Source organism: Marinobacter sp. M1C (assembly GCF_023314135.1).
Lineage (GTDB): Bacteria > Pseudomonadota > Gammaproteobacteria > Pseudomonadales > Oleiphilaceae > Marinobacter.
Map to the genome: position 1 here is coordinate 1,383,370 of NZ_CP092289.1, position 12,878 is coordinate 1,396,247.

General features: G+C 56.7%; 11 protein-coding genes. 1 reads left to right on the plus strand and 10 read right to left on the minus strand.

Annotated features, from left to right (window positions below; genetic code table 11):
• Positions 1 to 51 precede the first annotated feature (51 nt).
• From MIH19_RS06685 to MIH19_RS06705, 5 genes are all read right to left on the minus strand, one after another.
• Entirely contained in the window at positions 52 to 819 is a 768-nt protein-coding gene (locus tag MIH19_RS06685) for an Ldh family oxidoreductase (RefSeq protein ID WP_249008124.1), read from the minus strand.
• Positions 816 to 2,552 (minus strand): hypothetical protein, encoded by a 1,737-nt coding sequence (locus MIH19_RS06690; protein ID WP_249008125.1) that lies wholly within the window; start codon positions 2,550 to 2,552, stop codon positions 816 to 818. The genes MIH19_RS06685 and MIH19_RS06690 overlap by 4 nt, the downstream gene beginning before the upstream one ends.
• Positions 2,549 to 4,171 carry a BCCT family transporter gene (locus MIH19_RS06695; RefSeq protein ID WP_249008126.1) on the minus strand — a complete coding sequence of 541 codons (1,623 nt, stop codon included), beginning with the start codon at positions 4,169 to 4,171 and terminating at the stop codon, positions 2,549 to 2,551. Before MIH19_RS06695 ends, MIH19_RS06690 begins: the two co-directional genes overlap by 4 nt.
• A gap of 87 nt (positions 4,172 to 4,258) precedes the next feature.
• Positions 4,259 to 5,236, minus strand: coding sequence for a membrane dipeptidase (locus tag MIH19_RS06700; RefSeq protein WP_249008127.1), 978 nt, complete (start codon positions 5,234 to 5,236; stop codon positions 4,259 to 4,261).
• A gap of 13 nt (positions 5,237 to 5,249) precedes the next feature.
• Positions 5,250 to 6,689: an aldehyde dehydrogenase family protein gene (locus MIH19_RS06705; RefSeq protein WP_249008128.1), complete on the minus strand. Its 1,440-nt coding sequence runs from the start codon at positions 6,687 to 6,689 to the stop codon at positions 5,250 to 5,252.
• Positions 6,690 to 6,801: 112 nt separating this feature from the next.
• Between MIH19_RS06705 and MIH19_RS06710 the strand changes: the two genes are divergently transcribed.
• Complete coding sequence (locus MIH19_RS06710; RefSeq protein WP_249008129.1) at positions 6,802 to 7,686, plus strand: LysR family transcriptional regulator; 885 nt, start codon at positions 6,802 to 6,804, stop codon at positions 7,684 to 7,686.
• A gap of 37 nt (positions 7,687 to 7,723) precedes the next feature.
• Here MIH19_RS06710 and MIH19_RS06715 read toward each other — a convergent pair whose 3' ends face one another.
• The 5 genes from MIH19_RS06715 to MIH19_RS06735 all read right to left on the minus strand — a co-directional run bounded on the left by MIH19_RS06715 (position 7,724) and on the right by MIH19_RS06735 (position 12,804).
• Positions 7,724 to 7,912 carry a DUF2892 domain-containing protein gene (locus tag MIH19_RS06715; RefSeq protein WP_249008130.1) on the minus strand — a complete coding sequence of 63 codons (189 nt, stop codon included), beginning with the start codon at positions 7,910 to 7,912 and terminating at the stop codon, positions 7,724 to 7,726.
• A 195-nt stretch (positions 7,913 to 8,107) separates the two neighbouring features.
• A complete protein-coding gene (locus tag MIH19_RS06720) occupies positions 8,108 to 9,457 on the minus strand; it encodes a hypothetical protein (RefSeq protein WP_249008131.1) in 1,350 nt (449 codons plus the stop codon).
• Positions 9,458 to 9,512: 55 nt separating this feature from the next.
• Complete coding sequence (locus MIH19_RS06725; RefSeq protein ID WP_249008132.1) at positions 9,513 to 10,163, minus strand: 3-oxoacid CoA-transferase subunit B; 651 nt, start codon at positions 10,161 to 10,163, stop codon at positions 9,513 to 9,515.
• Entirely contained in the window at positions 10,150 to 10,833 is a 684-nt protein-coding gene (locus MIH19_RS06730; protein WP_249008133.1) for a 3-oxoacid CoA-transferase subunit A, read from the minus strand. Before MIH19_RS06730 ends, MIH19_RS06725 begins: the two co-directional genes overlap by 14 nt.
• A 27-nt stretch (positions 10,834 to 10,860) precedes the next feature.
• Positions 10,861 to 12,804 (minus strand): TRAP transporter permease, encoded by a 1,944-nt coding sequence (locus tag MIH19_RS06735; protein ID WP_249008134.1) that lies wholly within the window; start codon positions 12,802 to 12,804, stop codon positions 10,861 to 10,863.
• Positions 12,805 to 12,878 lie beyond the last annotated feature (74 nt).

The window sequence follows — 12,878 nt, forward strand, 5'->3', positions numbered from 1 at the left end:
AGTATTGGATAGCTGAATATTGAATAGTTGCGTATTGGACTGCTAATCGGTTTAGTCGTTATCGCTGGCTCCGGCTCCGGCGCCCTGGCGTGAGTCGTCTGATGATTCCACCAGAATTCTTGTGGCCAGTTCTTTTAGCCGGTCCCACATTTCAGGTTCTACCTCTATGCCTTCGGCCAGTGCGTGTTCCTGCCAGTTGTTCATGCTGTGTTTGTCTTGATGCAGCAGGTTGTTCAGGGTTTGATCGGCCTTGAAGTCGGGCATCAGGTTGACGTGGTTCACCATCACCAGGGTAATGCCGTCATTGGGTTCTGTGTCGTCCGGTATGTCGTCCAGGCTGTACATACAAATTTCCGGCGCTTCTTCGCCGGCTTTGAAACTGACCAATATCTCCGTCAAAGGCTGGTGGGAGTCGCGCCAGAACGCGGTAACGCTCATGTTGCGCCGTGCCACCCGCGACAGATAGCCCACAATCAGCATGCGGTTGTGGCAGTGACGTATTTTTGTTACCGACAATCCGCGCGCGCGGCATTTGGCGTAACCCAGTTCGATGGCCAGGCTGGCGTTGTTCAGAGCCGTGCGGTTGTGGGCGTCAACCACGCACAGGTCGGCATCCTGGTAGATAATTTCTGGCGAATGTGACTGATCTTCTTCCAGTATGAACGCCAGGCTGCGCTTCAGGGATTGAATGCCGTTCAGGCCGTGGGCTTCCATCCACACCACCATGTCGGCGGCGTCGCTGGCGTCGCCATCGTCAAAACCGACGCCACTAAACGCCTTGCGCGACAAGCCCTGCAATTCGTTAAAGGATACTTTCATTGGGCTCCTGCCTGCTTTCCGGGCTGCCGTTCTGGCTGTAAGGGAAAGCTCCAGTCGTCAAGCTGGTCCAGCGACAGCGCAGGGTTTGTCAGTTCAACGCCCAAGGGCGCGCCCTGGAACAAGGTGATGCGAACCCAGCGGTCGGATTTTGGATCAAACCGGCCTGCGCCAAAAAATGACAGTTTCGTGCGCAGCAGGTGCATGGGTTTCATATCGCGGTGCCATAAGTTAGCGCGAATTTCGCCGTAGGGCGTAGGTGCCATGGTCTGGATACGCCGAACAATTTCTTTCTGCTTCGGGTGTGCCATCAAAAACTCGACCACCATGGCGTTGGGGTTATTCTGTACAAACTCCGCCAGCAGGGTATAGCAGCGGCTGATACGCGGGCCTATGGCCAGCGCAGTTTCTTTTTCGGCGCCAGATTCCTCGGCACGAATGCCCAGCCGTGGTTCTTCCTTTTCCGCCGAGCGGTACCAGAACCAGTAGTTGTCTTCTGCGCTTTCTTCGTTGTAGGTCAGCGCCCAATCAAAGCTCTGCTCGATCAGCTCTTTCAGTTTTCGCGCTTTCATATCGGGCTGCAAATCCATGGTTTCATGGCAGCCCAGTTCGTCGTCCAGGCTGTCTACCAGTTCCGGATACATCTCTATCAGTAGTGTGTTGATCAGTTCCTGTGCTTCAACCGAGCTGTGCTCGTCGGCCCAGTCGGTCAGTTCGCGATACAGCGCCGGGTGCGCAGGGGTGCGCTCCAGCCAATCGATCACTTCCTGTACCGACTGCACAATGTTCCGGTTGCGCAGAGTTTGGGCCTGGTCTTCGGTAACGGTTTGCTGCAAATAGCGGTGGGCGCGAAGCATCAGCGCCAGCAGCTTGTTGCGGCATTTGTCGCTGGCAGGCTGCAGGCGCGCGCAAGCCAGGGCGCGCTCGCGGCCGTAGATCCATTGCTGGATAAGCTGCGGGTGATTGATCAAAAACGGCGCCATACCCAGGCCGGTTGAGTTGCCAATGCCCAGATAGCGTTGCAGTTCCGGGGCGAGCTCGACGGCGGTATCTGGCGCTTGCACCCTTGCCAGGTGGTTCAGCTGTTCAATGGAGAACTGGCGTAGCACATACACAGCCAGCATTTGCGCAGAAAATGGCCGGTTGAAATCCGTGTTACGTTCCAACCGGGCAAAGTCGGCAATGCCGAATTTGCCATTGCCGTACACCGCGGTGGTGCGGTACAGATAGCCCACCGCCGTCAGCGCTGCTGGGTCGGGCTGTTCGCCGACGGCCAGCGCGGCCACAAAATGGCTGAAGTTGCGCAGGCTCTTGTTGGCCCGCGACAGCACCAGAACCCTGGAAGACAGGCGGCCAGCTTCCTGCAGTGGCACGTTGTCGGCCATGTGCTGCAGCAACTCCGCTTCCACATCGCCTTCAACGATCGCAAAGGTAACGTCCCAGGCTTCGGCAATTACCCGGTCAGAGCGCTGATCTGCGCGCAACTCGCGGCAGAAAATCACGCAGTGGTAAAGCCCCTGAGGCGTGGTGATGCGGTAAATAGCGGTGCCGTGGCCCTGGTCGTTCAGGTCAAATACGGTGTTGCTGACCTGCCAGCGCTCCTTGATCATCTTGCGCACCAGCGAGCGCGCAAAGCTCAGGCGGCTGGCGAACATACTGCCCAGCCGGTCTAGCTGCATGACCTGATTGGCGGGACGCAGGTTATCGGTGGTTGAAAGGGTATCGGCCCAGCTCATGATTTCACCTTTGAGTGTTCTTCCAGTGTTACCGAGCCTTTCGCCGAGGTTGCACCAGGCAGTTGCGGAATCAGATTCTGCTCGCGAGCCATAGTGTAGGCGGCTTTCGGGCCCAGCCAAAGTGATGGCAGCAGAACCAGCGACACAGGAATAGCGGTTATCACAATAAACTGTTGCAGCACGCTGATTTGGCCTGCGCCCATATACAGCAGAACGGCGGCCATACCGGCCATAGCCAAACCCCAGAATGCGCGCACAAAGGTGTTGGGTTCATCGTGGCCCGAGCTGACCACGGCGATGGCATAGCTCATGGAGTCGCCGGTGGTGGCCACGAATATGGTGGTCAAAATCAGAACGGCCAGAGCCATAAAGCTACCGCCGGGCAACGCCTGAGCTACGGTCAACGTGGCAATGTCAAAGCGGAAGTTGTTAAGGGCGTCGGCTAGGTCAATCACACCGGTCATCTGATAATAGATGCCCGAGCCGCCCAGCAATGTGAACCAAATGGTGGTGGCGATGGGGGCCATAACGGCCACCGCCATGATCATTTCGCGAATGCTGCGGCCGCGGGATATGCGCGCTACAAAAATCGCCATCAACGGGGCGTAGCCGATAAACCACGCAAAGAAGAACACAGTCCACCACTGCATCCACCAGGCCGGTGCGGTTTCGGCGGTCATGGTTGCCATTTCCATGAACGACGACATGTACTGGCCCATGCTCTGGAAGTAGGTGTTGGTCAGAAACAGGGTGGGGCCAAAGATAAAGATAATGGCGGCAACGGCCAGCGCCAGGAACACGTTCAGGCGGCTTAGAATCTGGATGCCGCGATGAATGCCGGTGACGGCAGAGGTTACGTAAATAGCCGCCAGTAGCGCCAGAATGGCCATTTGAGTGCCCAGACCGTCGCTCAGGCCAAACAGTTCACTCAGGCCAAAGCTCATTTGGGTGGCCAGAAAACCTATCGGGCCAACAGTGCCGGCAACCACTGCAATAACGCAACAGGCGTCGACCACGCTGCCCAGCCAGCCGCTCATAATCCGCTCGCCAAACACTGGGTATAGCAGCGTTCTGGGCTGTAGCGGCTTGCCTTTAACATAGTGAGCGTGGGCCAGAACAATGGCAGACAGGGTGCCCAGCACGGCCCAAGCCAGAAAGCCCCAGTGCATAAAGGATTGTGCCATGGCGTTGGAGACGGCGGCTGCCGTGCCTGGCTCGGAGGTAAATGCCGGAGGGGTCACCACAAAGTGATAAATGGGCTCGCCTGCGGCGAAGAACACGCCGCCACCGGCCAGCAGGGTACACATAATAATGGACAGCCAGCGGAAGGTGCTCATTTCCGGGCGGTCAAGATTGCCGATTTTGGCACGGCCGGCCGGGCTGCAAGCAACGCCGATGGCAATAAAGAAGGTGGCCAGCAACAGCATTTGGAAATACGTGCCGAAGATCTTGGCGGTCCAGGCAAATCCGCTGCCAATCAGATCTGCTACTGCTTTAAGGTCAAACAATGAAAACCCGACAAACAGCACAATAAAGCCAACGCTGAGCGTCAGCAATACCGGGTCGCCCAGCTGAGCAAGTGAGTAATCACCGCCTGCCTTGATTTTGTTATTTTTCATAATGCTTACCTTTTTTGTTGAGACACCCTGGTTTGTTGCTGGTCCAATGGTTGGTGTTGCGTTTGCCGGTTTTTTATTCAACAGCCTTCAAGACGCCGGCGTGGTGCCGTCTTCAAGTTGTTTAAGCCAATTCAGGCCCATGATTTTTTGCACGTCAATGTCGCTGAATCCTTTTTTTTGCAATCCATCAATAATGGCAGGAAAATCGCGATTGTCCTGAAACCATGTTAATGGCCGCGGCCAGCCGGCGTTGCCTTTGTTGCCTTCGCCAAAATCCATTTCCTTGGACCAGCGTCCGTTGCGCATCCAGTCCAGTACTGATTGCGGTTGGCCTTGGCACAAATCCGTGCCCAGCCCAATATGGTCGATGCCCATCAGTTCGGCGGTATCGGCCACCATGCCGCAGAAGCTTTCCAGTGTGCAGTCCGGCCCGTCTTTCAAGTGGAACGGATACACCGAAAAACCCAGCAGGCCGCCGCTGTCGGCGATAGCTTTCAGAACCTTGTCTGACTTATTACGTTTGGCCGCATGGAACGACGAGGGGTTGGCGTGGGAAATAATCACCGGCCGAGTCGACAATTCAATGGCGTCCAGCGTGGATTTTTCCGAGCTGTGGGACATGTCGATGATCATGCCGGTACGGTTCATTTCCGCGATGGCTTGGCGCCCAAAGCGGGTGATGCCGTTGTCTTCAGCCTCGTAGCAACCGGTCGCCAACAGGCTTTGGTTGTTGTACGTCAGCTGCATGATCATCAGGCCCATACGGCGCATGACCGCAATCATGTCGATGTCGTCTTCAATCGGCGAGCAGTTTTGCGCACCGAAGAAAACGCCGATGCGGTTGCTGGCGCGAGCACGTTCAATGTCTGCCGGCTCATAGACTGGCATGATTAAATCGGCGTGTTGTTCAAAACGCCGGTTCCACTCGCCAAACCGGGTCAGGGTTTCGCGTGTGTTCTCGTGGTATACCAAGGTGGCGTGCACGGCGGTAACACCGCCGGCGCGCATTTGCTCGAATATCTCACGGGACCAGTTGGAGTATTGCAGTCCGTCTATGGTCAGCATGACATGGCCCTCGTTATGCCCGCACGTAGCAGGTTTTTACCACGGTGTAGAACTCGCGCGCGTACTGGCCTTGTTCGCGGGGGCCAAAGCTGGAGTTCTTACGTCCACCAAAAGGCACGTGATAGTCGGTGCCCGCAGTGGGCAGGTTCACCATCACACAACCGGTTTCGGCACGGGCTTTGAAATCTGATGCCAGCTTCAGAGAGTTGGTGATAATGCCCGCGGTCAGGCCGTATTGGGTGTCGTTCAGAGTGTCCAGCGCGGCTTCATAATCCGCCACGCGGATAACGCAGGCGATAGGGCCGAACACTTCGTCGCGGTTAATAGCCATGTCGTTGGTGGTGTTGGTGAACAGCGCGGGCTCCATGTAATAGCCTTCGGTTGCCATGTCAACGCGGTTGCCGCCAAAGGCCAGGGTAGCGCCGTCGGCCTGGGCGCGTTCAATCCACGCCATGTTGGAATCTAGCTGGCGTTTGTCAGCAATGGGGCCAATCTGAACGCCTTCGTGCAGGGCGTGACCAACAGTGGCTTTTTCCAGGCGGGCGATCAACTTGCTGACAAACTCGTCGTGAACGGCATCGGTCACAATTAGGCGTGAAGAGGCGGTGCACTTTTGACCGCTGCCGGAATAAGAGCCGTTAAAGGCGGCTTCTACAGCCAGATCTACGTCGGCATCGTCAACCACGATCAATGCGTTTTTAGAACCCATTTCCAACTGGCACTTCACCAGATTGGCGACGGTGGCAGACGCTATGCGGCGACCTACTTCCAGGGAGCCGGTAAAGGTCAGGGCCTGAATCTGCGGGCTGTTGATCAGGGCTTCACCGGTTTCGCCGCCGGAACCCATCACCAGATTAAACGTGCCTGCCGGAAATTCCTGGCGGCTGATGATTTCAGTCAGCGCCCAGGCGCTGGCGGGTACCAGGTTGGCGGGCTTAAAGACGACGGCGTTACCAAACGCCAGAGCCGGTGCAATTTTCCACACGGCGGTGGCCATGGGGAAGTTCCACGGGCTGATAATGCCCACCACGCCCAACGGCTCGCGGCGAACGTCAATTTCTACGCCCGGCCGCACGGAGTCTGCACGCTCGTCAATCTGCCGCAGCACTTCGGCGGCGTAGTAATGGAAAAACTGACCGGAGCGGTACACTTCGCCTTTGCCTTCAGCTAGGGGTTTACCTTCTTCCCGCGATAGTAATTCACCCAGTTCCTGCTGGCGCGCAATCAACTCGTCGCCAATGGCCATCAGGGCTTTGTAGCGCTGTTCCAACCCGCTTTTACTCCATTGCGCAAAACCCTTTCGGGCGGCGCTAATGGCCTGTTGGGTTTGTTCGGCGTTGGCTTGGTCGTACTCGCCGATCACATCGGTAAGGTCAGACGGGCTGGAGTTGGTGATGCGCTTGGCGCCGGTGACCCATTGGCCATTAATATAAAGTGGGTGGGACGTGCTCATGAAGTTCTCCTTTTGTCTTTGTACCTATACTACTGCCGGTGCCATAATAAGAATAATCAATAAATAACATTGTTTGATAAGAAATCTTTATCGAATTGCTGAGGAAACCGGTATGCCGCCCGAGCTTAAAATACAGCAGTTGCGCTACGTGATTGCGGTGGTGGAGGAGGGCAGTTTTCACGCTGCGTCACGGCGCTTGCACCGTACCCAGCCGGCGTTGTCGATGGCGGTGCGGGAGCTTGAGCAAAAGTTGGGGCAGAATTTGCTGGAACGGGGCAGCAAGGTGCGTCTGACGCCGTTTGGTGAATACTGCCTGCCAAGATTTCGCGATCTGGTGAACCAGCACGACCGCATGGCACGGGACGTGGCCGCTCACGCCGATGGCCGTGAGGGGCACATTCACATTGCTACGGTGCCGTCGGTGGCCAGCCGAATCATGCCGTCGTTTCTGGCGCGCTTTATTACCCGCTTTCCCGATGTGAATATTAGCCTGCACGACGAGAACGCCCATTATGTGTGCCAGATGGTGGCTAACGGCGAGGTGGACCTGGGAATTACCAGTCTGTGGCAAAACAGTGAAGAGCTGCACTATAGCCATTTGTTCGAGGACAAAATTGGCGTGGTGTGTCGCCGTGACCACGCCCTGGCCCAGGACACAACATTGGACTGGCAGCGCCTACGCGGCGAAAAGCTGATTGGTAATGGCACCTCGCGGTTGTTGATGAACACCGCGGCGGCCGAGTTGGTGGAGAACAGCGCCTTTTATATATCGAATATGATTTCTTTGCTGGCGATGCTTGAAGCCGGAGCCGGCGTGACCACCCTGCCGCGGCTGGCGTTCCCCGAGCAGAGCGCCAGCTTGTGTTTTATCCCGCTGCACAATCCGGACGTGGTGCGCCGCATTGGCGTGGTGAAATCCGCCAACCGCACCTTGGCGCCGGCAGCCCAGGCAATGGAAGCGTTTGTGCTGGAGCAGTTGCGAGTGGATGTGGTGTAGGAGGTAGGGGGCAGATTTGAAATCTGTCCCCGTGTGTTTACTGCGTTTTGCAGGTTTTGATGCCGAGCAGTGAATAGGCCGGGCAGTTACCGATCAGCGCGGTGGCCAAGGGTACAACACCAATCCAGCCCCAAGGCGTTTGCGGGCCGACAAATACCAGTGCTAGTAGCACAATGCCGATGAGTGCGCGAATGATTCTATCTGCAGATCCCATATTAACGCTCATAGTCTGATCTCCTTGTGTTGGAGCAATACAATGCCGATGAGTGTACGAATGATTCGATCCGCAAATCTCATATCAACGGTCATTGTCTGATCTCCTTGTGTTGGAATAATGCGACCCTATGAACTTTAGACCTGCCGTCTTTGTGAGTCAGTGATAATGTCACAGTAAAAAGACCGGTTAAGCGCTACCGTCGGATCAACCTCCAGTCTTCATCAGGGTAATGGCGGCAGCCAGCGCGCCAGTAAACAAAAGGCAGCATATCGACAACGCCATGTTCCAGCGCAAAGAGGCTACTTGGGCACTGTAACCGGTCAATCGCTCCAGCAGCAGCGAGTTGGCCGAGTACGGCGTACCCGCAGTAGTAAGGCCCCAGCCAGAGACCATGGCGATACCCAACCCAAGAACCGCGCTCACGGGCCAGATGGGCCCGAGCACACCGCCAGTCAGGGTGCCGATAACAATCGGGTTAAACCCAATCATACCACCCAGAAAAAACACCGACGGAACCACGAATGCGACGACGGGGTAGGCCCAGCCCGGCAGGTTGAACCCTGCACCCAGCCATTGAATAGCAAAGGTGCTGATCAGTACTCCGAGAAAGGCTGAGCCTCCAACTATCACCAGTTCATTGCTCATCGGTGCCATCGACGGCAGGGTAATTTTGCTGCCCTGTAAGCGCCGATGCGCCAGTCCGATCACTACCGCACCGAGGCAACTCAGCGTCACCGCTCGCGAATAGCTGAGGTTAAAGTAGCCACTGAAGGCGAATGTGGCCCCGCAAATCGCCCCAATAACGGCGGCAAATCTCAGCCAGGGCATCATGCGGGCCAGTCTTGTGCCCGGCTCTGGTGCTTCGACAGGCTGGTATTCTGCTGATTCGGGTTCAAGAAACAGGGCCCCTATTAGCAGATAACCCACGGCCAGTGGCAGGCTGATCGCAATAATCTGCAAGCTGTGCAGGGCTGGTACAAAGGTCACGGTGAGGACAATGGAGATCGATAGCGGTGAGAAAATCGGCGATGCGCCAAAACCGCGCAGTACACCGCGCGAAGCATTGCGAGTGATGGCAGAGTCGCCTTGCTGGTCTTTTTCACTCTGGATCATGGTGGCGACCACGCCGACCGAGCCGAAATTCAGCGGCATCGACAGAAAGGCGGTGCCGAAGGTTACGCTGTAGTAGCGGGCCAGCGGCGAGCCCGCAAACAGGCTCTTGGAAATCAGCCCAAGGTCAGCCGATTTACCCAGCATGGAAGACAGCAGCATCACCGTTATGATGAGCGCCGTCAGGCGGGTCATGCTGGTGGCGGCGCCTATCAACGCACTCGGCTCAATCGTGATCGCAATGATCGTCATCACCGTGAGCAGACCGAACAGCAACCGCGCTACCAATCGAAGGTCCCGCCAGCCCAGGATAATGGCGCTGATGATCGCGATCGCACCCAAAACCCCGAGTCCCGGCAAAAATGACAGCACTCCAGCACCCAAAGCCAGGTAGGTAAGCGCGGAACGCAGGGTCAGCAGGGATGCGGCGGTGTCCCGGCTCATGAGCTCAAACGGGGCATGACATCTGTCCATCCAGCAGTGACCAAGAGGTATCTCCCTATAGTGGTGGTAGCGGTGGTAGCAGTGGCGCCGCCGTCAATGCCTGAACCTCAGCCAGGGTATTGTCACCATACAATTCCCGCACCCGCAAACCCTCGTCGGTGACATCAATAACCGCGAGATCGGTGTAGATGCGCTTGACCACGCCTGCTCCGGTCAGTGGGTACTCACACTGCTCCAGAATCTTGGGCTCGTCGGTCTTTGTGGTGTGGCGCATCAGCACGAACAACTGTTTTGCACCCACCGCCAGATCCATGGCGCCGCCAACAGCGGGTGGAAACTTGTCGTCGTTGGTGGCCCAATTGGCGAGATCGCCGGTCGCCGAAACCTGAAACGCACCCAGTACCGCAATGTCCAGATGGCCGCCGCGCATCATCGCGAAGGATTCGGCGTTGTCGAAGTAGCAGCCGCCCTTGAGCAGGGTCACATACTGCTTGCCGGCATTGATCAGATCCGGATCAATTTTATCAGGCTCTGGAGCCGGCCCCACGCCGAGAATACCATTTTCACTTTGATAAATAACCTGTTTATCATCAGATACATAGTTGGAAACCGAGGTTGGCATGCCAATGCCAAGATTCACATAGGCGCCATCCGGAATGTCTTGGGCCACCCGACTCGCCATCTCATTCGTACTAAGCCGCAGCATGTTGCTGTACCTCCTGAACCACTACGCGATCAACAAATATGCCCGGCGTCACCACGTGTTCTGGGTCAAGCTCACCGACCTCAACCACGGCGTTAACTTCCGCAATAGTGATTCGGGCGGCCGTCGCCATTATGGGATTGAAGTTACGACCGGCGGTGTTGTAGATCAAATTGCCCCAAGCATCTCCCCGGTGCGCCTTGATCAGTGCCACATCGGCAGGCATGGCGGTTTCCAGCACATAGCCCTTGCCATTGATCACCTTTGTTTCTTTACCGTCGGCGAGCCGGGTGCCATAACCGGTGGGTGTATAAACCCCGCCCAAGCCAGCACCGGCGGCGCGGATGCGCTCCGCCAGGGTGCCCTGTGGTACCAGCTCCAGCTCAATTTCACCCTTTTCGTAAAGGCGCTCAAACCAGATCGAGCCAGACGAACGCGGAAACGAACACACCATCTTACGCACCAAGCGGTCACGCAATAACGACGCAATGCCTTCTTCAGCGGTGCCGGCATTGTTGGAGATAATGGTCAGCTCACGGGCACCGTGCAGGCGAAGTGCTTCGATCAGCTGCATTGGAATACCGGAATTGCCGAAGCCGCCGATCATCACAACACTGCCGTCTTCGATATCGGCAACCGCGGCCCGAAGGGATTCACAGATTTTGTTAATCACGTTTGTTCACCATTGCATTGGTTGCGGTTAACTGGGTTTGAGGGATACAGGCTGCCGCACCCATCGGTGCCACGCGTAGATTAGGCCGGTCAAACTAAAGCCAATAACATCCGTCACGATGTCGGGGTAGATCAGCACGACACCGGAGATCATGACCAGTATTCGCAGGGGCCAGGCCAGAACTCCTACCCGGTAAAGGTACCCCTCCATAGCGGAGGCCATCAGCCAGATCGCGGTTACGGCCGTCACCACAGAGGTCAGAATATTACCCAAGGGGCCTTGAAGAATCAGCGACGGGTTAAGCACGAATAAGAACGGCAGGATGAACAGAATGCCCCCAAGCCGCATGGCGTACAGCCCGGTTTTGCTGGCGTTAGCACCGGCAACGCCGGCAGCGGTAATCGCCGCCAGGGCTACCGGCGGAGTGATGTACGACATCATGCCCCAATATAGAATGAACAGATGGCTCGCCAGCGGATTTAGACCGGCATTGACCAGCGCGGGCGCCAGCAGGATGGAGAGGAAGATATAGCATGCACTGACGGTCATCCCCATGCCCAGCACAAAACTGGTCACTGCACCGGCCGCCAGCATCAACGGAATACTGCCATCGGCGTAGAGCAGCAACTCGCGGGAGAAAGCACCGGCCACTCCCGTGTAAGACAAGCCGCCTACCACCAGGCCAATACCGGCCAGAATAGCCACCAGGTTTGAAACACTGGTGGTCAGATCCAGGATAAATGCCAGCGCGCGCTTGCGATTGAGTCGGTGCCGGCGCTTGAACATTGAGATGCCTAACAGCACTACCGTGGCGTAGTAAGGCGCATAGGCCTCCAACCGCATGAACAGCAACATGTAGATGAGCATGACCAGGCTGAACAGGTACGGCCAACCGTCTTTTAGGGTCTCTTTCATGCTAGGTATGTCTGCTTCGGGCATGCCTTTGAGGCCCCGCTTGGCGGCGTAGATATCAACCTGGAAAATCAGCGCCAGATAGAACAGCAGCGCCGGTAGGAAAGCGGCAATGATGATCTCCGAGTAAGGCACCCCCAGAAACGACGCCATGATAAAAGCGACCGCTCCCATAATCGGCGGCATCAGCGTGCCACCGGTAGAGGCGCAAGCCTCGATCGCAGCCGCGTAATGGGCGGGGTAGCCAGTCTTCTTCATGGTGGGAATGGTGATCGGGCCGGTGGTCAGGATGTTAGAGATTACGCTCCCTGACAGGCTGCCAAGAATGCCACTGGATAACACGGACACTTTGGCCGGGCCGCCGCGACTGCGACCCATGAGGGCGGTGGAAAAGCGCATGAAAAACTCGCCCCCGCCGGTAATAGTCAGCGCAGCACCAAACACCACAAAACCGATAACCAGTTGTGCCACCACCTGCATCGGTATACCAATAATGCTCTCGACACCCATAACGTGCGCACGAATGGTTTCGGCCAGGCCATATTCATTGCCCCACAGAAAACCGGGCATGGAGCCGGCGTAAAGTGGGTAGGTGCCGAATAGCAACGCCACCGCAAGCAGCGGCCAGCCACCACAACGACGAACACCTTCCAGCACCAGTACCAGCAATACCGCAGAAGCGGCAGTCGCCTCGATTGGCGCCATATAATCCCAGCCCAGCTGGATCATGATCAAACCGTGGTAGCCCAAGTAACCACAAGAACCCAGAGCCGCCAGCGCCAGTGGCCAGTCGTACCAGGGCACCCGATGACGAGCTCCCGACCAGGCCGGAAAACACAGGAAGGCAGCTGCAAGAAAAACACCGATCAGATAATAGAGATAGGCGTTGCCCAGCGGCTGGAAACCCAGAATTTTCAGGTTAAACGTTTGGTTAATCGCCATCAGCAAACCCAGTGCACCCAGACCCATAGCGCACCAGTAGGCAAAGCCCTGGAGACGGCTAGAAGGAGATTCAGGCGTATTGGCAGGTTCGGCGGGGACGTCCGATAAGGCTTTCATATAGAGGACACTCTGGGAAAAGGGGCCAGACCGGAAGCCTGCGGAGCACTCCCGGTTGGCGCTTGCTCAGTTAA